The organism is Mesorhizobium sp. P2_B5 (assembly GCF_056404775.1).
In genome coordinates this window covers 852,552-873,196 of record NZ_JBFUDJ010000001.1, presented here as the reverse complement: position 1 = coordinate 873,196, position 20,645 = coordinate 852,552, and the positions used below count along the sequence as shown (strand labels likewise).

At 61.8% G+C, this 20,645-nt stretch carries 19 protein-coding genes; 11 read left to right on the top strand and 8 right to left on the bottom strand.

Features of this window, described 5'->3' with window-relative positions; all coding sequences use genetic code 11:
* Window positions 1–63 precede the first annotated feature (63 nt).
* The 4 genes from AC1D1N_RS04475 to AC1D1N_RS04460 all read left to right on the top strand — a co-directional run bounded on the left by AC1D1N_RS04475 (window position 64) and on the right by AC1D1N_RS04460 (window position 4,377).
* On the top strand, window positions 64–1,260 hold the full coding sequence (locus AC1D1N_RS04475) for a CgnE/CgnB domain-containing protein (RefSeq protein WP_477346875.1): 1,197 nt from the start codon (window positions 64–66) through the stop codon (window positions 1,258–1,260).
* 82 nt (window positions 1,261–1,342) lie between these two features.
* A complete protein-coding gene (locus AC1D1N_RS04470; protein WP_477346873.1) occupies window positions 1,343–2,407 on the top strand; it encodes a hypothetical protein in 1,065 nt (354 codons plus the stop codon).
* 48 nt (window positions 2,408–2,455) lie between these two features.
* Window positions 2,456–3,652: a 2OG-Fe(II) oxygenase gene (locus tag AC1D1N_RS04465; protein WP_477346871.1), complete on the top strand. Its 1,197-nt coding sequence runs from the start codon at window positions 2,456–2,458 to the stop codon at window positions 3,650–3,652.
* 254 nt (window positions 3,653–3,906) lie between these two features.
* On the top strand, window positions 3,907–4,377 hold the full coding sequence (locus tag AC1D1N_RS04460; protein WP_477346869.1) for a YcgN family cysteine cluster protein: 471 nt from the start codon (window positions 3,907–3,909) through the stop codon (window positions 4,375–4,377).
* Between the two features lie 161 nt (window positions 4,378–4,538).
* On the opposite strand, the gene AC1D1N_RS04455 is transcribed toward AC1D1N_RS04460, so the two are convergent.
* Window positions 4,539–6,710, bottom strand: a complete 2,172-nt coding sequence (locus AC1D1N_RS04455; protein ID WP_477346867.1) for a malate synthase G — start codon at window positions 6,708–6,710, stop codon at window positions 4,539–4,541.
* Window positions 6,711–6,987: 277 nt separating this feature from the next.
* Window positions 6,988–9,009: a hydantoinase/oxoprolinase N-terminal domain-containing protein gene (locus AC1D1N_RS04450; RefSeq protein ID WP_477346865.1), complete on the bottom strand. Its 2,022-nt coding sequence runs from the start codon at window positions 9,007–9,009 to the stop codon at window positions 6,988–6,990.
* Window positions 9,010–9,207: 198 nt separating this feature from the next.
* Between AC1D1N_RS04450 and AC1D1N_RS04445 the strand changes: the two genes are divergently transcribed.
* From AC1D1N_RS04445 to AC1D1N_RS04435, 3 genes are read left to right on the top strand one after another with little or no spacing between them, the layout of a single operon-like run.
* Window positions 9,208–10,185: a threonine/serine dehydratase gene (locus AC1D1N_RS04445; RefSeq protein ID WP_477346863.1), complete on the top strand. Its 978-nt coding sequence runs from the start codon at window positions 9,208–9,210 to the stop codon at window positions 10,183–10,185.
* A gap of 8 nt (window positions 10,186–10,193) precedes the next feature.
* Window positions 10,194–10,574, top strand: a complete 381-nt coding sequence (locus tag AC1D1N_RS04440) for a nuclear transport factor 2 family protein (protein ID WP_477346861.1) — start codon at window positions 10,194–10,196, stop codon at window positions 10,572–10,574.
* A gap of 17 nt (window positions 10,575–10,591) precedes the next feature.
* Window positions 10,592–11,191 carry a DNA-3-methyladenine glycosylase gene (locus tag AC1D1N_RS04435; protein WP_436257482.1) on the top strand — a complete coding sequence of 200 codons (600 nt, stop codon included), beginning with the start codon at window positions 10,592–10,594 and terminating at the stop codon, window positions 11,189–11,191.
* Between the two features lie 3 nt (window positions 11,192–11,194).
* On the opposite strand, the gene AC1D1N_RS04430 is transcribed toward AC1D1N_RS04435, so the two are convergent.
* From AC1D1N_RS04430 to AC1D1N_RS04415, 4 genes are read right to left on the bottom strand one after another with little or no spacing between them, the layout of a single operon-like run.
* A complete protein-coding gene (locus AC1D1N_RS04430; RefSeq protein WP_192257116.1) occupies window positions 11,195–12,331 on the bottom strand; it encodes an ABC transporter permease in 1,137 nt (378 codons plus the stop codon).
* Complete coding sequence (locus AC1D1N_RS04425; RefSeq protein ID WP_477346859.1) at window positions 12,328–13,248, bottom strand: ABC transporter ATP-binding protein; 921 nt, start codon at window positions 13,246–13,248, stop codon at window positions 12,328–12,330. The genes AC1D1N_RS04430 and AC1D1N_RS04425 overlap by 4 nt, the downstream gene beginning before the upstream one ends.
* A complete protein-coding gene (locus tag AC1D1N_RS04420) occupies window positions 13,245–14,198 on the bottom strand; it encodes an HlyD family secretion protein (RefSeq protein ID WP_477346857.1) in 954 nt (317 codons plus the stop codon). The genes AC1D1N_RS04425 and AC1D1N_RS04420 overlap by 4 nt, the downstream gene beginning before the upstream one ends.
* Window positions 14,195–14,893, bottom strand: coding sequence for a CerR family C-terminal domain-containing protein (locus AC1D1N_RS04415; protein ID WP_477346855.1), 699 nt, complete (start codon window positions 14,891–14,893; stop codon window positions 14,195–14,197). Before AC1D1N_RS04415 ends, AC1D1N_RS04420 begins: the two co-directional genes overlap by 4 nt.
* 91 nt (window positions 14,894–14,984) lie before the next feature.
* Between AC1D1N_RS04415 and AC1D1N_RS04410 the strand changes: the two genes are divergently transcribed.
* From AC1D1N_RS04410 to AC1D1N_RS04400, 3 genes are read left to right on the top strand one after another with little or no spacing between them, the layout of a single operon-like run.
* Window positions 14,985–15,458 carry a CYTH domain-containing protein gene (locus tag AC1D1N_RS04410; protein ID WP_112559067.1) on the top strand — a complete coding sequence of 158 codons (474 nt, stop codon included), beginning with the start codon at window positions 14,985–14,987 and terminating at the stop codon, window positions 15,456–15,458.
* Window positions 15,455–16,399, top strand: coding sequence for a CHAD domain-containing protein (locus AC1D1N_RS04405; protein ID WP_477346853.1), 945 nt, complete (start codon window positions 15,455–15,457; stop codon window positions 16,397–16,399). Before AC1D1N_RS04410 ends, AC1D1N_RS04405 begins: the two co-directional genes overlap by 4 nt.
* Window positions 16,400–16,446: 47 nt before the next feature.
* Window positions 16,447–17,274: a C40 family peptidase gene (locus tag AC1D1N_RS04400; protein ID WP_477346851.1), complete on the top strand. Its 828-nt coding sequence runs from the start codon at window positions 16,447–16,449 to the stop codon at window positions 17,272–17,274.
* Between the two features lie 19 nt (window positions 17,275–17,293).
* Here the strand turns inward: AC1D1N_RS04400 and AC1D1N_RS04395 are convergent, their stop codons facing one another.
* Both AC1D1N_RS04395 and AC1D1N_RS04390 read right to left on the bottom strand, forming a co-directional pair.
* Window positions 17,294–18,670 carry an adenylate/guanylate cyclase domain-containing protein gene (locus AC1D1N_RS04395; RefSeq protein WP_477346849.1) on the bottom strand — a complete coding sequence of 459 codons (1,377 nt, stop codon included), beginning with the start codon at window positions 18,668–18,670 and terminating at the stop codon, window positions 17,294–17,296.
* Between the two features lie 189 nt (window positions 18,671–18,859).
* On the bottom strand, window positions 18,860–19,660 hold the full coding sequence (locus tag AC1D1N_RS04390) for a helix-turn-helix domain-containing protein (RefSeq protein WP_477346847.1): 801 nt from the start codon (window positions 19,658–19,660) through the stop codon (window positions 18,860–18,862).
* A 113-nt stretch (window positions 19,661–19,773) separates the two neighbouring features.
* Here AC1D1N_RS04390 and AC1D1N_RS04385 point away from each other — a divergent pair, with 113 nt between their 5' ends.
* Window positions 19,774–20,631, top strand: coding sequence for an SMP-30/gluconolactonase/LRE family protein (locus AC1D1N_RS04385; RefSeq protein ID WP_477346845.1), 858 nt, complete (start codon window positions 19,774–19,776; stop codon window positions 20,629–20,631).
* Window positions 20,632–20,645 lie beyond the last annotated feature (14 nt).

Genomic DNA, 20,645 nt, shown 5'->3' with positions numbered 1-20,645 from the left:
ACTAGGCTAAGGGCGGACAGCAATGTCTGCCCGCAGTTCGTACCAAACACCTTGTAATCCATTGTGAAGCTCCGCGAAGGAGCGGCGGCGGGGGTGTGCGTGCTAACAGAATCTGCTTGGCGAGGAGTGCAATCGCTGCTGGATAACTATTTCAAAGTTACCAGTGATGACAATGTCATCGTCGTCTACACTAGCGCAACTGCCGAGCATGCGTCATGGGTTTCTGCGGCATTGCGAATTCGCAGTATCGCAGCCGAGAAGGTCTGGATGATCCCCCTTCGCGATCCCGAGTTTCCCCAACGTTTTGGTGCCGCAGTACCAGATCCGTCTACCGTAGGTGGTCGTGTTATTGTGCTAACCTTTGAACGCGACACACTATCGCACGACTCCATGATTAGATCTGCCCTTTCTCGGTTCGACGCTAGCCGGGCGATGGTATTTCGCGTCATAAGTACGTGCGATGAACTCTTCACCGTGGCCCTGCAGGAAAGCCCGGACGCGCTATCGGCGAAAAATACCACTATTTTGGAGTTGCTCGTCCCGTCAAAAGGGCTGAGGGTTACAACCCCAGGAGGATCAGAACTATCAATTTCGATCGACACCGGTAGGCATAGCTGGATCAGCAATCGCGGCGTTTGGAGGCCTGGTAAGTTTGTTATATTGCCGGCAGGCGAGGTCGCAACTTTTCCAGCTTCAATAGACGGAACGTTTGTGGCGGATTTTGGGTTCAATGTAAATATGATGACGGAGCGTGACGCACGACTAAATACTCACCCGGTGACAGTAACCATTGAAAATAGCAGGGCAACTAATTATACCTGCGACGACCCGGAAGTGATGCGATTTCTCGATGAATGTTTTTATGGATATTGCGCTTATACTGTCGGAGAACTTGGCTTCGGCACAAATGGAGGCATCAAGGCGCCTGTTTCTTTGAATTCTCATATCAACGAGAGACACCCAGGAATTCACCTTGGATTCGGTCAGAGTAATCAGGATCCGGCGGTTGTGGGATATGATTGTAATATTCACTTGGATTTGATCGCGTCGGGCGGAAAAGTTTGGATTGATGAAGGTGATGTCCCGCTCGACATCTCCGATATTAGCAAATCGTCCAACCCCCATCCGACTCATACCTGGGACGAGGATGCCCGCTCCTCTCGAAGTATAAGCGACTTGGACGTTGACGACTGCTGCGGCATTCTAACGAGCGAGGGGATTCGGCTGTTTGAGCCTAAGAGAGCTCCAAACCCTCAATGAAAATCAGACTGGTTTGAGCAGACGCTTAGCGAGCGATTGTTCTTAGATGACCGACCACCGCCCTATACCCGCGGGGACGTTGATGAACACTCCTATTTGGTCTCTCCGCGAAAGCGGCGAAATCGTCGGCCGGCTCTGTTGGGATGGAGTCCCTGAAATGCTTCAGGGACGCGCGGTCGAAGGATCGCTTTTGCAAATATTTGACGGCGCCGTCAGCCGCGTGTTTCAGCGGGAAGGCCTTAATGCAGACCCAGTGTTGAGACTGCCCCCTTTGGCGAAGGTTTGCGCTATACGTCATCCTTACATCGCTGGCTTCTTGTCCGGACGGCTTCGACTAAGCGGGCGCGAGATTTTATCTTACGTTTCGGACGCTTTGAGAGTGGCCGCCCAAATCATGCCTAAAGCGGATGGCCAAGCTACGGGCCCCTTGGGGTCGCCTTCTCGTACCGGCGGAGCCGCTGGAGAGTGGTCGTCGACCATTATTGTGGATTATCAAAATAGCATTGTGGTGCCCACATTGGACGACGGTCGCGAATGGCTGTCGAATTACGAAGAGGTGCATCTCGATGAAATACTCTCCGAAATGAATGCGGCTCTGCGCAATATGGCGGAGGTTAGCCAGTCCGCTTGGACGTTCGTCAATTGCTATGTATGGAACCTGTCTGTACGCAAGAATATAGAACGACCTAGCAGGTTCGGCACTTACACATTCCCGACGCTTCCAGGATTCGTCCTTGTTTGTAATCCCAATGCCGAAGCTGTTGATCGATTTCTTATCGAGGAGACGTTTCTGCACGAGGCAATCCATTGCTTCGTTGACTGGGCCGAAGCCAATGGCCCGGAAATCTTAAGCGCAGATGGACCAAATAAGGGCTTCGTGAAATCGCCTTGGACAGGCAATCCGTTGGATATACACACCGCGTTTCACGCTACGTTGGTCTGGTTCGGCCTAGGGGAGTATTTCAAGAAATGCTTGGAGATCGGTCTATCGGACGCACATGTGTCGAGATTCAGCCAAAGGTTGGAGTTCATCGAAAAAGGATTTCGCTCCAAAGATTTCGAATTGCTCATGAGCCCCTTGATTGCCGCGTGCAATGAGGGGCCGGCTGACATATTGCGCTTGATATCCAGGCGGCAAGCGCCGTGATGAAGGTAGTCCGTCGCTTGAGTTGCTGAAGACCGAGGAGACCAGGGCTTGAGTTCCACTGCATCGCCGCAACCCAGACGGCTCGCCCCTAGGCTTACGACGGCCGAACTCCGCATTTTTTCGGGGAGCAGTGGGCAAGAAACCGCAGATGTGGCTCTTGGGCTCGACGGTGACCCGAAGCTGCTGGAGAACTACGTTTTTTTGGACAGTGTGTTGCCGGAACGCGCCGCAGGCGCGGTTGAACGGCTAGCAAAAACTGAATCCGGATGGGCGCTCAACGAAAAGTGGTTCCTTTCCAAGCACGACGTTGTTTGGGCCCGGCAAATCTTCGGCGAACCCCAACCGGCAAAACAAATAGCTGAGCTTGTAGCTTTGCTCGACATTGGAAAACAGCTGATCGAGCAGAGGTACAATGCAATCGTTGGGACTCGCTTTGAAATCAAGGCGACCAAGATGCTCACCGGGCAGGCGGTTGGAGTTCACAATGATTCGCCGGATGGCGCTCGGGGACGCACGGAAGGGTACAGGCTCCTTTTCTATCCAAACCGAGAATACGCTGATTCAGACGGCGGACACTTGTTCTTCTATGCTTCCGATAAAGGTCCAGTAATTGGAGGCGTACGGCCGGTGTTTAATTCAGGCGTGCTGATGCGCCTATCAGACTTCTCTTACCATGCTGTTTCGCGTGTTAATGATGGCGTTCGATACACTGTCGCATTTCTGTATTGGGGATACCCCGTCCTGTTTGACGATTACTCTGACCGCGAATTAGTTTCGCGATGCTTGCGAAAGTTAATTGCCGATGGTTTTGAAAATGTGCGACATAAATCAACTACATTGGCCTATCACGTCTACCATACCTATCGGCTGTTGTTCGAATGGGGGGCTCCACTTCAAGTATGTTTGGCCGGACTGATGGGATCGACACTGAGAGCAGAGCTAAGGCCTGGGAAATCAATCGGTACCGGTCAGGATGAAATTGATGCGTTGGTGGACAACTACACCCTTCAACTGATTAAAGGATTGAACGGGGACAAGTCAGTAGATGATGAACGCTTTGACGAGGATATTAAACTTGTTAGGCTCGCTGCCATGCTGGAGCAAGCAGAAGAAGAAGAAGACATCAATCGGGCATGCCGTTTCATGGAAGGTATTGGTAAAGTCGATGGCGAAGTGAGGCGCAGGATTGACGCTGAAGTTTGCAGACTCAGGGCGGACGTCGCGTGTGCGAGAATTGATAGTTAACTTTGAGATTCGACGCCATCCCGTTGCGCGCCGAGGGTTGGCAACAGCAATTCGTCATTGGTGTCAACTTCTTTGCTATCGGATTTTGAGCCAGAGTGTTTGTGGCACTATTGGCACAGCACCCAGATCCACGACCACACGCAGTGTGCACTAAGTGAAGTTTCAAAGCCCTCGACTACAGCCGTGGCGAGCATCTGCGCTATTGTGGACGTCGCAAAAGGTTGGCAGATGCATTGCTTGGAGGACAGAAGCTCATGACGGCCCCATCGGTAGCCCAGGAGCCATTTTGGCGAGTGAAGAGCCTAGAACAGATGAGCTTGACGGAGTGGGAATCTCTTTGCGACGGATGTGGCCGCTGCTGTCTGAACAAGGTTCCATGCAGCGATACAAAGGCGATTGTCTGGAGCGACGTTGCTTGTCGACTCTTAAATTTGGAGAGTTGCCGGTGCAGCGACTATTCAAATCGTCAAACTCTGGTTCCTGAATGTCATCAGCTCACTCCCGAGATGGCGCGAACGCTGGCTTGGCAACCACCGCCGACCTGTGCGTATCGGCTCGTTGCCGAAGGGTTCGATTTGTATTGGTGGCATCCGCTCGTCTCCGGCAGCCATGAGACCGTTCACGAGGCGGGCATCTCCGTGCGCGGGCGGGCGGTAAGCGAAACCGATTGGCCATCCGAGACCTGGGGCCAAAGGATCGTGGTATGGCCTAGTAAGCAAGCATAGCGTTCATCGCATCGCCGACTGCGATGCGTCTCGACGTTGCTTGTGAGGCGCACGGCGCCAAGAACTAGATTCTATCATTGTCAGTTCTGCACGAAGGTGGTTTCCAAGGATCCGTTGGCCACCGAACCCCAATCCAGCAGTATGGACGAGCGCTAACCTCTTTACCCACCCTGCTTCGCCTTCAGCTCCAACCGCCGCGCGTGCAGCACCGGCTCGGTATATCCATTCGGCTGTTCGCGGCCCTTGAACACCAGGTCGCAGGCGGCCTGGAAGGCGATGGAACTGTCGAAGTCGGCGGCCATCGGCCGATAGAGCGGATCGCCGACATTCTGCAGATCGACGATTGCCGCCATGCGGCGCAGCGAATCCATCACCTGAATCTGCGAGCAGACCTTGTGGTGCAGCCAATTGGCGATGTGCTGCGAGGAAATGCGCAGCGTGGCGCGGTCTTCCATCAGGCCGACATCGTTGATGTCCGGCACCTTGGAGCAGCCGATGCCCTGGTCGATCCAGCGCACGACATAGCCCAGAATGCCTTGCGCATTGTTGTCGAGCTCGCGCTGGATTTCATCCGGCGTCCAGTTCGGGCGCACCGCCACCGGCACCGACAATATGTCATCGAGCTTGGCCTTTGGCCGGCTCTTCAGCGCCACCTGGACGGCATGAACATCGACCTTGTGGTAGTGAGTGGCGTGCAGCGTGGCAGCGGTCGGCGACGGCACCCAGGCGGTGTTGGCGCCGGCCTTGGGGTGGGCGATCTTCTGTTCCAGCATCGCCGCCATCAAATCGGGCATCGCCCACATGCCCTTGCCGATCTGGGCGTGGCCGGCCAGACCGCATTCCAAGCCCGTATCGACATTCCAGGCCTCGTAGGCGGAAATCCAGGCGGCCTGCTTCATGTCGCCCTTGCGGATCATCGGCCCGGCTTCCATCGAAGTGTGGATCTCGTCGCCGGTGCGGTCGAGGAAGCCGGTGTTGATGAACACGACGCGCTCCTTCGCCGCGCGGATCGCCTCCTTGAGGTTGACGGTGGTGCGCCGCTCTTCGTCCATGATGCCCATCTTGATGGTGTTTCTGGCCATGCCGAGCAGCGCTTCGACGCGGTCGAAAATCTCGACGGCGAAAGCCACTTCCTCAGGGCCGTGCATCTTGGGCTTCACCACATACATCGAGCCGGCGCGAGAATTGGCGCGGCGGCCGTTCGCGCCGACATCGTGCAGCGCGATCAGCGCCGTCATTGCGGCATCCATGATGCCTTCCGGCACCTCGTTGCCATCGCGATCCAAAATCGCCGGATTGGTCATGAGGTGGCCGACGTTTCTGACCAGCATCAGCGAGCGGCCGGGCAGGGCGAGCGCACCGCCATTCGGCGCCGTCCAGGCGCGGTCGGGGTTGAGCTTGCGGACAAAAGTCTTGCCGCCCTTGCTGATTTCTTCGGCGAGATCGCCCTTCATCAGGCCGAGCCAGTTGCGGTAAACCACGACCTTGTCCTCTGCATCCACCGCCGCGACAGAATCCTCGCAGTCCTGGATGGTGGTCAGCGCCGATTCCAGCACGATATCGGCAATGCCGGCAGGGTCGGTGCGGCCGATCTGGTTGGCGCGGTCGATTGATATTTCGATGTGCAGGCCGTTCTGGGTAAGCAAAATGGCTTCAGGGTTGGTCGGGTCGCCACGATAGCCGGAAAACTGTTTCGGGTTGGCCAGCGTGGTGCCGCCGGCGCCGGCGCTGAGCCGCAAGATGGCGCCCTGGACGGTAAGCCCGTTCACCCCTGCCCATTTGCCGGAGGTGAGCGGCACGGACTCGTCGAGGAAGTTTTTCGCCCAGGCCACCACCTTGGCGCCGCGCACGGGGTTGAAGCTCTTGCCCTTCTCGGCCCCGCCGGTTTCGGGAATGGCGTCGGTGCCGTAGAGTGCATCGTAGAGCGACCCCCAGCGGGCATTGGCGGCGTTGAGCGCATAGCGCGCATTCATCACCGGCACCACCAGCTGCGGCCCGGCGACGACGGCGATTTCGGGGTCGACATTGTCCGTGCTGACGCTGAAGGCCGGGCCTTCCGGCACGAGATAGCCGATCTCCTTGAGGAAATTCTTGTAGGCCGCCATGTCGATCGGCGCGCCATTGGCAAGGTACCAGGCGTCGAGCTTCTCCTGCATGGCGTCGCGTTTGGCCAGCAGCGCCCGGTTCTTCGGCGCCAGATCATGCACGATGGCCGAAAACCCGGTCCAGAAAGCGTCGGCCGCAATGCCGATGCCCGGCAGCGCTTCGTTGCCTACGAAGTCGTGCAATTCGCGGGCAATCCGCAATCCGGCGATCTCGACGCGATCGGTCATCAGGGCTTCTCCAGATGAAAGGCTTTGCGGCCTTTGGCATGTCAGGGGTGAAGGGTCAATTCAGCTTAGGGTGAAGGTGGGATTTTGGCAGGTTGGCGAAGACGGCGGCGACAGCGTCCTTCTCCCCGTTTACGGGGAGAAGATGGCGGCAGCCAGATGAGGGGCGGCGCGGCTTTATGTGAAGTGGCGGTACGGCGAAATCGCGTTGGCTGGGCGCTGCCCCTCATCCGCCCTTCGGGCACCTTCTCCCCGTGAAACGGGGAGAAGGAAAGGGCGCTCAAACCGCAATCCTTGGCCGGCCTGACGCCACCGCCACCACATGCGCTTCGATGAACATGCGCTGGGCCTCGACCGTGGAGACGCGGAATTCGGTGGCTACTTCGATCTCGGCATTGTCCGTGCCGGCATCCTTCGCCCGCTCCGCAACGATGGCCCGCACATCGGCTTCCGCCGCCGCGATCGCCTTCGCCTCGTCGGTGAAATCGCGCACCGTTTGCCCCGAGGCGAGGCGGAACAGGCCTTCCTTGGGCTGGCTGACGCGGGCTTCGGCCGAGACGCGGACCTGACCGACGACGGCGCCGAGGGCGTTGGCGACGTCGGTGTCTTCCGGCACCACGCATTCATTGCCGACCAGCTCGGCCAAGCCGGCATAGTGCAGCGGCGCCGAGGCGCCGAGGCCGATGACCGGCCGATCGAGCGCGACCGAGAGCCTGGCGATGCCGGGATGGGCATCGACGGCGCGCTGCACCAGCGCATGGGCGACGGTTGCCGCGCCGTCCAGCCCGTCCTCGGCAAAGGCGGTCTCCAGAATGTATTCGGCCGACCAGCGCGTCAGCGTCACCAGCACGCGTTCGGAGATTACTTCCGGCGAGGCTGCGATGTTCTGGCCGCGGCCGTCGCGCTTGCGAGCGAAGAGTTCGGCGCCGAGCCGGGCGGTGGCCGCATCCCAATTGGCCTGCTTGCCCAGCACATGGGCGGCGTCCGAAGGCGTAAAGCCGGAGATGTGCACGAGGCCGCGCGAGACCAGCCGGTTTAGCGTCGCGTTCTGGGCATTCGAGGTCAGCAATTTGTCGATGGCGAGCGGCACAGCGCCGATCTGCTCGTAGAGTTTGGCCTCGGGCGCGGTCAGACCGGCGGCGAGCCTGTCCGGCACGCCGGTGCGCAGCGCGAAGCGGCCATCCATGCGGCCGGGATTGGGCGCGCGGAGCTGGCGTTCGAGCTCCGATGTCACGGCAACACCATGCATCATGCCGGCCAGCGCCAGTGGCACCAGGCGGCGCGGGCCGAGCAGGATCTTCGGGTTGAGTGCGCCATCTTCCAGCGCCACTTCGGAATCGCCGCCGAGGCCGAAGGTGCGCATGGCCACCGCCTCGACCATGGTGCGGAAACCGCCGACCGTGGCGCCTTCCGGATCGAGGCGCGGCCGGCCGCCGTCGAGCACGGCGACATCCGTTGTGGTGCCGCCAATGTCGGAGACCATGGCGTTGTTCAAGCCCGTCATGTGGCGGGCGCCGACCAGGCTGGCGGCCGGGCCGGACAAAATCGTCTCGATCGGCCGCTGGCGGGCAAAAGCGGCCGAAACCAGCGCGCCGTCGCCGCGCACCACCATAAGGGGTGCGGCGATCTTGCGCGCATCGAGAAAGCCCTCAGTCGCCGCCACCAGCCGGTCGATCATCGAGATCAGCCGCGCGTTGAGCAAAGTGGTGAGCGCGCGGCGCGGGCCGCCGAGCTTGGCTGACAATTCGTGGCTGGCGGTGACCGGCAGGCCGGTCTTTTCGCGGATCAGGTCGCGCGCGGCAAGCTCATGCGCCGGGTTGCGGGTGGCAAAATATGCGCAGACGGCAAAGCCCGACACCGAGGCGCCGAGTTCGGGCAGCGCCGCCTCGAGGCCTGCGAGGTCGAGCTTGGCCGCATTGCCATGGACATCATGGCCGCCCTGACAAAACACCACCGGGTCGGTGCCGAGCGCGGTCTTCAACCCGTCGCGGGCAAGGTCGGCTTCGGTAAAACCGATCATGATCAGCGCCACGCGACCGCCCTGGCCCTCGACCAGTGCGTTGGTGGCGAGCGTCGTCGACATCGACACGAGTTTGATCGAGGCCGGGTCGGTGGCGGATTTCTCTAGCACCGCGTCGACCGCACCGGAAATGCCGACGGCAAGATCGTGCCGCGTGGTCAGCGCCTTGGCCTTGGCCAGCACCTTGCCTTTAGGACCACCTTGTTCCGACCACAGCACGGCATCGGTATAGGTGCCGCCGGTGTCGATGCCGAGGAACAGGGGTTTGGGCTTGGCGGTCATTTCTGGCGGTCCGGAATTCTGTTCCCCCGCCCTTAGCCGATACGGCCCCGCGGATAAAGGCGGGAGAGGTGGGCCAGTTTGACCCTCCTCCTCGCCGCTCATGCCCGCCAAACTTTGTAACGGTCACATTTTTTCATTGGTGCGCGGCCTGCCTTTGCGTGCACCATGCGCCGATCTCATCCCTCTCAGGACTTCGTCATGACCACGCTTCCCGGCATTGCCGACATCCACGCCGCCGCCGCGCGACTCTCCGGCCTGATCGTCGAAACGCCCTTGATCGAATCGCCGGAACTCAACAAGCGCTTCGGCGGCCGCATCCTGTTCAAGCCGGAGACGCTGCAGCGCACCGGCTCGTTCAAGTTCCGCGGCGCCTACAACAAATTGTCGACGCTGAGCGAGGAAGAGCGCGGCCGCGGCGTCGTCGCCTTTTCTTCCGGAAACCATGCTCAAGGCGTCGCCACGTCCGCCGCAATGTTCGGCGTCAAGGCGGTCATCGCCATGCCGGCCGACGCGCCGGCGATGAAGATCGGCAATGTCCGCAAGATGGGCGCCGAGGTGGTGCCGTTCGACCGCTTTCGCGACGACCGCATGACCGTGGTGCGCCCCTATATGGACAAAGGCATGGTGCTGGTGCCGCCCTTCGACGATCCGGCCATCATCTCAGGCCAGGGCACGATCGGCCTCGAACTGATGCGCCAGGCCAAGGCGCTCGGCGTCAGCCTCGACGCGGTTCTCATCCCTTGCGGTGGTGGCGGCCTGTCGAGCGGCATTTCGATTGCGGTCAAAGACGCCTCGCCGGATACGGCCGTCTGGGCGGTGGAGCCCGAGCATTTCGACGACACCCGCCGCTCGCTGATCGAGGGAAAAAGGGTTTCGAACGAACCCGGCCACAGCTCGATCTGCGACGCCATCCTCACCGCTGAGCCTGGCGCCATCACTTTCGAGATCAACCGCAAGAACCTGGCCGGCGCGATCGCCGTCTCCGACAAGGCGGCGGCGCAAGCAATGCGCGACGCCATGGCCCATCTCAAGCTGGTGGTCGAGCCCGGCGGCTGCGTCGCGCTGGCAGCACTCTCGTCAGGCGAGATCGAGTTGTCGGGCAAATGCGTGGCCGTGGTGCTGTCGGGCGGCAATGTCGATTTCAGCACCTATGCCGAGATCATGGCCGCGGCCTGATAACCGAGATGGCAGACTCTGACATAAGAGCGGCTCTGGATCGCCATTGGATGGCCTCCGATGCCAATGATTTCGAGGCGGAACATCAGATCTATCGCGACGACGCGGTGCTCGACTATCCGCAGTCGGGCGAGCGCATTCGTGGGCGGCGCAACATCCAGTCGTCGCGTGCCGCGCAGCCCAATCAGAAGCGCTTCGCGGTGCGGCGGATCACCGGCTCAGGCGATCTCTGGATCACCGAATATGTCCTGACCTATGACGGGATACCCTCCTATACGGTGAGCATCATGGAGTTCGTCGATGGCAAGGTGGCCCGCGAGACCCAGTATTTTGGCGACCCGTTCGATCCGGGACCTTCGCGCGCGCAATGGGTCGAGCGGATATCTTGAAGCCAGGCGGCGATAGCATGACCGGCCACCGCCCGCTCGACCGCGCCGAACTCCCGGGTGATACAGCCGCCCTCGCCCGCTATCTCATCGGTAAGGTGGCGGTCCGAGAACTGCCTGAAGGCATCGTTAGCGGCCGCATCGTCGAGACCGAAGCCTATGTCGTCGGCGACGCCGCCGGCCATGGTTATCGCGGCATGACGCCGCGCAACCGTTCGCTGTTTCTCGAGGCCGGTTACGCCTACGTTTACCTCGCCTATGGTGTCTCCTGGATGCTCAATGTTTCGAGCGAGGGACCGGGCACCGGCACCGGCGTCCTGATCCGGGCTCTCGAACCGCTCGAAGGCATTCCGCTTATGCGGGAGAACCGAGGTGTCGAGCGCTTGCGTGACCTGGCGCGCGGGCCGGGACGGCTTGCCCAGGCCTTGCGGATCGACCGTTCGCTCGACGGCCTCGATCTGTGCCGGCAAGGCCCGCTATGGCTGGCCGAAGATGAGCATCAAGCCGGCGACATCGGCCAAGGCATCCGCATCGGCATTACCAAGGATGCAGACCGCCCGCTGCGATTTTACGTCAGGGGTAGCGCTTTTGTAAGCGGTCCGCGGTCACTCAACCCATAGCGTCTAGTCGAGTGTTCGCCTGAACCGCACCAATGCGACGCCGGCAAACAAAGCCACGAACGCAACCAGCCAGGTGATCTCGCCCGCCACCGCCGGCAGCTCGGCGCCTTTCAGCATCACCGCCCGGGTGATGCGCAAAAAATGCGTCAGCGGGAAAATCTCGCCAAAGATCTGCGCCCAGCCCGGCATGCCGCGATAGGGGAACATGAAGCCCGACAGCAGGATCGACGGCAGGAAGAAGAAGAAGGTCAGCTGCAGCGCCTGCATCTGCGTGCGGGCAATGGTCGAGATGGTGTAGCCGAGAAGCACCAGCGCCAGCACGAACACCAGCACGGCAGTGAGCAGCAGCGACATCGAGCCGGTGAAGGGGATGGCGAACAAGAGCTTCGACGCCGCCAGCACCACCACCACCTGCACCGCGCCGACCGCCAGATAGGGCAGCACCTTGCCCAGCATGATCTCGAGCGGGCTGGACGGCATGGCCAGCAGGTTCTCCATCGTGCCGCGCTCGGTCTCGCGCGTCAGCGCGATCGAGGTCATCATCACCATGGTCATTTGCAGGATAACGCCGAGCAGCCCGGGAACGATGTTGTATTGCGAGATGCCTTCCGGGTTGTAGCGCCGGTGCACCACCACGTCGAGCTGGCCCCTGGCGTTCTCGGCCGCCGCCTCCTGCATGCCTTGCGCCCGAAGCAGCGCCTGGCTGGCGACCGTGCTTAGAGTCGAGATGGCGCCGCTGGCGGCGGCCGGATCGGTGGCGTCGGCCTCGATCAGGATCTGCGGATTGTCGCCGCGTTCGACCCGGCGGCCGAAATCGGCGGGGATGGTGACGACGAAGGAAACGTCGCCGCGCGCCATCAGGAATTCGGCTTGCTCGGCACTTTGCGCGACATGGTCGAAGCGGTAATAGCCGGTCGTCTGCAGGGCCGCGACAATGGCCCGCGTGTAGGGGTCGTTGCTGGTCGCCACGAGTGCGGCAGGCAGGCTTTTGGGATCGTTGTTGATGGCATAGCCGAACAGCACCAGCTGTAAAAGCGGCACGCCCAGCATCATGGCGAAGGTGATGCGGTCGCGCCGCATCTGGATGAATTCCTTGATCAGCAGCGCACCGAGCCTGGCGAAGGAGAAGACGCTGTTCATGCCATATTGTCCTTCGAGCCGGACATGAACTGGATGAACACATCCTCGAGACTGGTTTCGCCGGGTCTTACGGTAACGCCCTTATGCTCCTTCTCGACATCGGCGAGCGCCTTTTCGAGTGATGCCTTATCGGAGCCAACGACATGCAGCGTGGCGCCGAACGGCGCAACCTGGTCGACGCCCGGCCGTTCCTTCAGAGCATCGGCGACCTGGTCGAGGCGCGGCCCTTGCAGCACGAAGGTGGTCAGCCCGGCATTCTTCACCACCTCGTCCACCGTGCCGGTGGCCAGCATCTTGCCATAGGAGATGTAGCTGATGCGGTGGCAACGCTCGGCCTCGTCCATGTAATGGGTGGAGACCAGCACCGTCAGCCCGCCGCTGGCGAGGCGATGGATCTCGTCCCAGAACTCGCGCCGCGCCTTCGGGTCGACGCCGGCGGTCGGCTCATCGAGCAGCAGCAGCTTCGGCTTGTGCATGATGCAGGCAGCCAGCGCCAGGCGCTGCTTCCAGCCGCCCGACAGCGTGCCGGCGAGCTGGTTGCGCCGCGTCGTCAGGCCAAGTTCTTCCAGCGTGCGCGCCACATGCTCCTCGACCGGCTTCAGCCGGTAGAGCCGCGCCACGAATTCGAGGTTTTCGCCGATCGTCAGATCCTCGTAGAACGAGAATTTCTGCGTCATGTAGCCGACTTCGCGCTTGATGCGGAGCGACTCGGTGCGGATGTTGAATCCCAGCACCGTGCCTTCGCCCTCGTCGGGCGTCAGCAGGCCGCACATGATGCGAATGGTCGTCGTCTTGCCCGAGCCGTTCGGCCCGAGAAAGCCGACGATCTCGCCTTCGGCCACCGACATCGTCACATGGTCGACAACGGTCTTGTCGCCAAAACGCTTGACCAGGCCATGGACGTCAATGGCGTTCATTGTGTCGAGGCCGCCAGCTCGACATCGACGATCTGACCCGGCTGCAGCGCTTGTGCCTCGCCCTCCGGCCGCGCCTCGACGAGGTAGACCAGCTTCTGCCGGTTCTCGAGCGAGTAGATCACCGGCGGGGTGAATTCCGGATCGGGCGAGACATAGCTGACGCGCGCCTTCACGCCCTCGCCGCAGCCGTCGCAATGGACGGAAAGCAGCGTGCCGACCTTGATCGATGAAAAGGCTCTTTCCGGGATATAGACGCTGAGTTTCACGGCGCCGTCGGGCAGCATCGAGATGACGGGCGCGGTCGGGCCGGCGGTGTCGCCGGGGTTGCGGATGACGTCGTTGACGCGGCCGGGCGAGGGCGCCGCCAGCACCCGCTTCGACAGCCGCCACTCAGCCTGTTCCAGCGCCGACTGCGCCTGCTTGACCTGGTTGTCGGCCGCCTTGATCGTTTCGGGCCGCGCCGGCAGGCCGCCGACCGCGAGATTGGCTTCCGCCTGGCCGACCTGCGCATTGGCCGTCTCTAGCGTCGCCGACGCGGTGTCGTAGTCGGCCTGCGTGCCGGTGCCGCGCTTGAACAGATCGCTGGCGCGGTCATAGCGGCGCCTGGCGTCGGTGGCTTGCGCGCGGGCCATGTCGACCTCGGCCTTCAGCACGGCAATCTCTTCCGGTCTTTTGCCAACCTGCAGATCGGCAAGCTGCGCCTGCGCCTGGGCGAGCGCCGCTTCGGCTTGCGCCACGGCAATCTTGGCGTCGGCGCTTTCCAGCGTCACCACCGGCGTGTTGGGCTCGACACGGTCGCCGCGCTTGACCTTGACGGTCTCGACCTGCGCCACCTCGATCGGCGCCAGCAAGACATACTCGCCCTCGACATAGCCGACGGCCAGGGGTGCCGCCGGCGCGCAGGCGCTGAACAGCTGGGCCGCGAGCGGCAGGGAACAGAGAAAACTCATCGCTTGCCCTCCTTGCGGGCGGCGGCCTTGCGCGCGCCCAGCATGGCCTCGAGGTTGTTGGTGGCGACCGCCACCACCTTGGCGGCTTCCGCAGCGCCGATCTCGCGCCAGCCCATTCGGCGCAGCACCGCCTCGCGGCCGATGCGGAAATAGATGACCTGGCCGATCAGCGTGAAGACCGTGAGCTTGGTGGCCTCGCTCTCGGCCGGCTCGCCGGTCGCCTGTTCCCAGACCTGGCAGAGCCGCCGATGCGTCGGCTCGAACACGCCGGCATAGATGCGGTCGAGCGCCGCTGTGGGATGCGAGAGCTCTCGGAGTACGAATTGTACGATCTCGCCAGCCTCGGGACTCGCGACGATGAACCCCACCATGCGCTCCAGCGCCGCGAACAGCTGCGCCCTGGCAGCCTCGGGAGTGGACTGAGCCGGCGCAGTTCCGATCGCTTGTCCGGCGATTGCCTGGATGGTCTCGACGATGTGGTCGGCGGCGGCCGCGCGTAGCCCTTCCTTGCTGCCGAAATGATAAGCGATGGAGCCGATATTAGCCTTGGCCTCCGCCGCGATCTCGCGCGTCGAGGTGCCGTCGAAGCCCTGCCGTCCGAACAGTTTGAGCGCGGCCAGCACGAGTGCGGCGCGCGTCTGCTCGGCGGGCGATGTCTCCTGGCGGGGAATTTTGTCGAGTGCTGGTTTGATCATGCCAGCTATTTAATCAATCGATTGATTAAAGTCAAATTGATTCTCTGTGCCGGCTTGCCATGTCGAGCCGCAGACGCTTTAGTGCGCGGCCATGGGCAAGGAAGTCGAACGCAAGTTCCTGGTCTCCAGCGCTGAATGGCGCAATCTGGCCGAGGCGGATATCCGCATTCGCCAGTTCTACCTTGCCGCAGCCCCCGGCCGCACCGTGCGGGTGCGCATCAGCGACGGCACCTCGGCGAAACTGACGCTCAAATTCGGCAGCCGCGCCCGCGAGCGCGACGAATACGAATATCCGATCCCGCTGGCCGATGCCGAGGAGATGCTGGCCTTCGCCATCGGACATGTCATCGAGAAGACACGCCACCATGTTAGGCATCGCGGCTATCTCTACGAAGTCGATGTTTTCGGCGGGATTCTTGCTGGCTTGGTGGTGGCCGAGCTTGAGACGCCGGAGGATGTACCTGACGAAATGCTGCCTGATTGGCTCGGCCGCGAAGTGACCGGCGAGCAAAGGTTTTACAACGCGTCGCTCGCCCTTGGGGGGATTCCGGAGATCGCCGCATGAGTTTTCGCATCGATCCGCGCCTGCCGCTGACCGGCGAGGTCAGACGCATCCTTGGCGAGGAAATCGGCAAGGCGCTTGCGCATCTGGCTGCGGCGCACGACCGACCGGAGCAGGCACTGCACAAATGCCGCAAGCGGCTCAAGAGCGCGCGCGCCTTGCTGCGCCTGGTCCATTCCGGTAACGAAACGTTTTGCCAAACTGAAAACCAGTGCTACCGCCAGGTGGCGGCCCTGCTGGCGGGTCCGCGTGAAGCAACCGCGCTGGTCGAGACCATCGACCGGCTGGCGGCCGCCTTTCCTGAGCATGTTGCCGGCGGCGGCCTCGACAGCGTGCGCGATCGGCTTATTGCCCGCCAGCATGAAATGCATGCCGGCGCCGGCCTCGACGCCGCCATAGGTGCTGCGACCGCCGCCTGCGAGGAAGGCCTGGTCCGGATAGAGCGGCTGCTGCTCCCGGATTTGCCCGAACACGCCGCCGACGTGCTCGCCGACGGCGCCCGCAAGACCTTGCGCCGCGCCAGGAAGGCGCTGGACAGAGCGGGATCGCGCGGCGCGGCAGAGGATTTCCACGACCTGCGCAAGGCGGCAAAGACCCACTCGATGCATTTGTCGCTGCTCGGCCGGCTGTGGCCGACGCCGATCAAGGTGCGGCGCAAGGCGGTCGACGAACTGGGCGAAAAGCTGGGCGAACTGCACGATGTCTTCGTCATGCGCGCCCTGCTCGAAGCCGATGACGAACCGCTCGGTGATGCCCAGGACACAAAGCTTCTGGGCAAGCTTTTGAAGCGCTCGGAAAAGAGCCTGAAGAAGGCCTGTCTCGCCGGGGCCGCCGACCTGTTCGGCGACAACCCCAAGCGCTCGACAAAGAAACTTGCCCGCAATGCGCGCGACGACCTCGCCGGCCCAGCGCCGCAGGAAGAGACGGGCGTTCCGGTCGGTTGACGGCGCGCTGGCCCTTGCCGGTCGGCCTGTGCTAGTCACGCTCTACGATGACCGCGCCCGCCGAAACGCTTCTCGACCGACTTGGCCGCTGGCTTGCCGGCCGGCTGCAGGACGAATCCTCCGGCTATGAGCCCTACACGCCGTCCGACGCCGAGACGCTGCGTCGCGCGCTCGAACCCGGCGACATCCTGCTCATCGAGGGCAACCAGAAGATCTCCGCGGCCATCAAATACCTGACCCAGTCGACATGGTCGCACGCCGCCTTCTATGTTGGCGATGCCTTGTCCGAACCCGCTGATGGGTCGGAGCGGCCGCGCCTGATCGAGGTTACGCTCGGCGAAGGCTGTGTCGCCGTGCCGCTGTCGCGCTACCGCACCTACAACACGCGCATTTGTCGCGCGAGCGGCCTGACGCCGGAAGACCGCGACAAGGTCGTCGCCTTCATGATCGGCAAGCTCGGTCTGAAATACGACCTCAAGAACATCTTCGACATGCTGCGCTTTTTCCTGCCGGCACCGCCGGTGCCGGTGCGCTGGCGCCGCCGCATGCTGGCTTTCGGCTCGGGCGATCCGACGCGCGCCATCTGCTCGACGCTGATTGCCGAGGCCTATGGCGAGATCCGCTATCCGATCCTGCCCGAGATCACCCGCGCACCCGGCCGCGCCTCGGCGCAGTCGACCTATATGCGCAAGGAAATCCTGCACATCCGCCACCATTCGCTCTACACGCCGCGCGATTTCGACCTGTCGCCCTTTTTCCGCATCGTCAAACCGACGCTGGAATATGGCTTCGACTACCGGACGGTGACATGGGACGACAAGGCAAGCACAGACGTCGCAGCCGCGAAGGCTGGCGCAATCGCCTCAGACACCTGATGGCTTGGCGCGGCTCGCATCATGCCGAAACCGCAATAGCGCCCTGGTCTTCGGCTCTGTGTTCGACCCAGACATGGACCGGCTCGTCCCGTCCGCGGATGCTCACCGGACCATGATCGCGCGCATTCAACTGTGTCGTGGGCGATTCCGCCTTCGCGGCCTCAATCAGTCGTGACCCAAAGCAAATATTCGCCTGGAGCTCACGGCAGAGCGACTGCAAACGGCTGGCGACGTTGACGGTGTCGCCCACCACCGCGAAGGACAGATTGCGCTCGCTGCCGACCGCGCCGATGACGACAGCGCCATATTGTGCACCGATCCGAACGTCCAGCGACGGGTATCCCCTGGACACCCGCTGCACATTCCAGTCTTCGAGAGCGGCGATCATTGCTTCAGCGCATTGGATGGCCCGAGTCGCGTCGTCATGGCTGGCTTGCGGAACCCCGAATGTCGCCATGATGCAATCGCCGATATAGTTATCGACGGTGCCTTGGTGGTCGAAAACGACCTGCTCCATGCGACGGTGGAACTGACGCAGAAGTTCGAACACTGCTTCGGCCGGATGATCCTCGGAATAGTGTGTGAAGCCGACGATGTCGGCGAACAGCACCGCGATATCCTGCCGGCGGACCGGGCCGAAGGGCTCGTCATCCGTGGCGAGCTGGTCGACGACATTGGGCGAAAAATGCCGGGCGAGATTGGCGCGGGCGCGCTCTGCCTTGACATAGTCTTCCGACAGATGTCGGGAACGAGAGACGACCAGCGCCATGATTGCGCCGATAATCAGCACGACCAACAAATTGGTCGCCTGCGCGAATGTATCGACGAAATTGGGGTTGAGATAGAGGTTCAGTCGCTCTGTCATCGGCATCGAATAGAGGTTCGTCGCCGGAATGACGGTTCCGGGACGAAAAATCACCCATCCCACGCCGATCGTCCACGTCAAGGCCGCGAGCGCGCCGAGATAGAGCGCCAATCGTGTCGAAAGGGTCAGCGCGCCAAGGCATACGAAAATCAGCAGGAATTTGAAGCTGCCCTCGCGCAGTTGCATCGCGGCCGGCGCGACCTCCTGTGAAAACGGGTTGGGCGTTATCAGCAGAACGGTCAACAGAATGATGTCCAGCGTACCGACGAGGTAACCGATCCACCATCGCGCCGTGCGACGGCGCGCAAAGCGAAACTGGATCAGGCCGATGAGCTGGAACAGCGCGAGGCCCGCCAGCACGAAGAGCAGCGAGGCATCCCAGCGGCTGATCACTGAAAAGAAGCAGGAGATCACGGCGAGCGATGCCGTACGCGCCCAGAACTGCAATGCAGCACCCTGGCGTTCTGCGCGCGCCCGCAAATTTTTCAGGCGCGAATAGCGGCGAAGTTCAAGTGTTGGCGCGGTCGGCATGGGATCACTTCGATTTCACGGGGACGTGTCACGCATTCGGCAAACCCGACCTCTACAGTCTGGCAAATCAGTGCGCGAACTCTATCATCAATGTGGTTTCATTTTTGAAATGCGGCTGCAAAGAGCAAAGACGTCCAGACAAAAGATCATGTTGAAAACCGAAGCAGGACAGGCGGTGGCTTGGCCGTGTCAGGCCGGCAAAGGACGGCGTCCCTTTGCAGGAGCCGCGGGCCGGTCGAACGCTCCGGCATCCCTGGGGTGCGGGCCGATCGGCATGATCGCCGGAAACGGCGTTGCGCCGAAAGCAAACGTCCATTTGTAGCCGGTCAGCCCGTCTTCCGGCGTCGTGTGCTGGTCGTGATGAGCGAGCAGCTTGACGCGATCGGCCAGTTCCTCGGCCTCGCGCTTCACCATCTCCGCGGTCTCCGGCCGCATCCGCCGCGAGAACGAGACGAAGGTCGCTTCCCGCTCCAGATGGGTGATCGCCCAGCCGATGAAATTCTTGTTGGTCATCTCGAACAGCGGCCTGAGCGGCCCTTCGAAATTCCACTGGATCGGCGTGTCGATCAGCAGCCGCGCCGACAGCCCGCTGCCCAGCGCAATCAGCCCGAGCGCTTCGAGATCGCGCAGATAGAGGAACATCGAGGCTTCGCTCAGGCCTTGCGAGCGCATGACGCCCTCGGGCGTGAATTTCTCCGACAGCATGACAAAGATGAACAGCAGCGCCGGCCGTCCCGCGAGCTTGCGCTCGATCTCCGGTGCGATGCGGTTGACCGGTCCCGGTCCCCTGTTCATCGAACCCAACACGTTTTCCAGCTCGACTCCGGCAGCAGCGCAAATCTCCACCAACCGGTCGAGCTTGCAATTGCGCTCGTGAAAAATGCGCTTCACCGTCGGCTCGGAAACGCCCATCCGCTCGGCAAGGTCGCGATAGGTGACGCCCTTGGCCTTCAGCGTCCGCTTCAGCGCCTCGAAGATCAGGCCATTCATGGGATGCACCTCTTTTGCGCCATTTGGTATCAGGTTTCGATACTAGCGACAATCGGACTTTCCGAAAAGTATCGAAATCTCTAGCTCTCCGCCCGTCATCAGGAGACCTGGCCATGAAAACCCTCATCACCTCGATTTGTTTCGCCGCCTTCGGCATCGCGCTTGCACCGGTCGCCCAGGCCGGCGAAGTCTGGCGCGCCTCTGGCTTCCAGCAGCCGGAATCGGCGCTATTCGACGCCGCCAACAATCGCATCATCGTCTCCAACATCGTCGGCAATCCCGGCGAAGCTGACGGCAACGGTTATCTCTCGGTGCTGTCGCCGGACGGCAAGACCATCGCCCAGCACTGGACCGACGGCATGGATGCACCGAAAGGCTCGGCGATCTCCGGCGGCAAGCTCTACGTCGCCGATATAACCAAGGTGCGCGTCGTCGATCTCGCCAGCGGCAAGCTCGTGTCGACCATCGATGTGCCTGGCTCCGTCTTCCTCAACGACGTGACATCGGACAGTTCGGGCAAAATCTATGTCACCGATATGCTGGCCGACGCCATCTACCGCATCGACGGCGACAAGTCCGAGCTGTTCGTCAAGGACGCGAAGCTCGCCGCACCCAACGGCATCTTTGCAGAAGGAGGTAGGCTGATCGTGGCGTCCTGGGGCAAGGGCATCAAGGCCGATTTCAGCACCGCCGAACCCGGCGGCCTGCTGTCGGTCGATCTCGCCAGCAAGACGGTTTCACCGTTGCCGGGCGCACAAAACTTTGCCGACCTCGACGGCGTCATCACCATCGGCGACAGCATCTACGCTACCGCCTACATGACCGGCACGCTCTATCGCTACAAGGTTGGCGGCACGCCGGAAGCGGTCGCCACCTTCAAGCCGGGCAGCGCCGACATCGGCACCGACGGCGAAAGGATCTTCGCGCCGCTGATGAATGAGGGCGAGGTCGCGGCGCTGAGCCTCGACTGAGAGGGCACACTTGC

What these genes read in the sequence shown, in the direction of transcription:
- AC1D1N_RS04470 (WP_477346873.1), top strand. Translation starts at nt 1,343, where the DNA reads ATGAACACTCCTATTTGGTCTCTCCGCGAAAGCGGCGAAATCGTCGGC.
- AC1D1N_RS04460 (WP_477346869.1), top strand. Translation starts at nt 3,907, where the DNA reads ATGACGGCCCCATCGGTAGCCCAGGAGCCATTTTGGCGAGTGAAGAGC.
- AC1D1N_RS04455 (WP_477346867.1), bottom strand. Translation starts at nt 6,710, where the DNA reads ATGACCGATCGCGTCGAGATCGCCGGATTGCGGATTGCCCGCGAATTG.
- AC1D1N_RS04450 (WP_477346865.1), bottom strand. Translation starts at nt 9,009, where the DNA reads ATGACCGCCAAGCCCAAACCCCTGTTCCTCGGCATCGACACCGGCGGC.
- AC1D1N_RS04445 (WP_477346863.1), top strand. Translation starts at nt 9,208, where the DNA reads ATGACCACGCTTCCCGGCATTGCCGACATCCACGCCGCCGCCGCGCGA.
- AC1D1N_RS04440 (WP_477346861.1), top strand. Translation starts at nt 10,194, where the DNA reads ATGGCAGACTCTGACATAAGAGCGGCTCTGGATCGCCATTGGATGGCC.
- AC1D1N_RS04435 (WP_436257482.1), top strand. Translation starts at nt 10,592, where the DNA reads ATGACCGGCCACCGCCCGCTCGACCGCGCCGAACTCCCGGGTGATACA.
- AC1D1N_RS04430 (WP_192257116.1), bottom strand. Translation starts at nt 12,331, where the DNA reads ATGAACAGCGTCTTCTCCTTCGCCAGGCTCGGTGCGCTGCTGATCAAG.
- AC1D1N_RS04425 (WP_477346859.1), bottom strand. Translation starts at nt 13,248, where the DNA reads ATGAACGCCATTGACGTCCATGGCCTGGTCAAGCGTTTTGGCGACAAG.
- AC1D1N_RS04420 (WP_477346857.1), bottom strand. Translation starts at nt 14,198, where the DNA reads ATGAGTTTTCTCTGTTCCCTGCCGCTCGCGGCCCAGCTGTTCAGCGCC.
- AC1D1N_RS04415 (WP_477346855.1), bottom strand. Translation starts at nt 14,893, where the DNA reads ATGATCAAACCAGCACTCGACAAAATTCCCCGCCAGGAGACATCGCCC.
- AC1D1N_RS04410 (WP_112559067.1), top strand. Translation starts at nt 14,985, where the DNA reads ATGGGCAAGGAAGTCGAACGCAAGTTCCTGGTCTCCAGCGCTGAATGG.
- AC1D1N_RS04405 (WP_477346853.1), top strand. Translation starts at nt 15,455, where the DNA reads ATGAGTTTTCGCATCGATCCGCGCCTGCCGCTGACCGGCGAGGTCAGA.
- AC1D1N_RS04400 (WP_477346851.1), top strand. Translation starts at nt 16,447, where the DNA reads ATGACCGCGCCCGCCGAAACGCTTCTCGACCGACTTGGCCGCTGGCTT.
- AC1D1N_RS04395 (WP_477346849.1), bottom strand. Translation starts at nt 18,670, where the DNA reads ATGCCGACCGCGCCAACACTTGAACTTCGCCGCTATTCGCGCCTGAAA.
- AC1D1N_RS04390 (WP_477346847.1), bottom strand. Translation starts at nt 19,660, where the DNA reads ATGAATGGCCTGATCTTCGAGGCGCTGAAGCGGACGCTGAAGGCCAAG.
- AC1D1N_RS04385 (WP_477346845.1), top strand. Translation starts at nt 19,774, where the DNA reads ATGAAAACCCTCATCACCTCGATTTGTTTCGCCGCCTTCGGCATCGCG.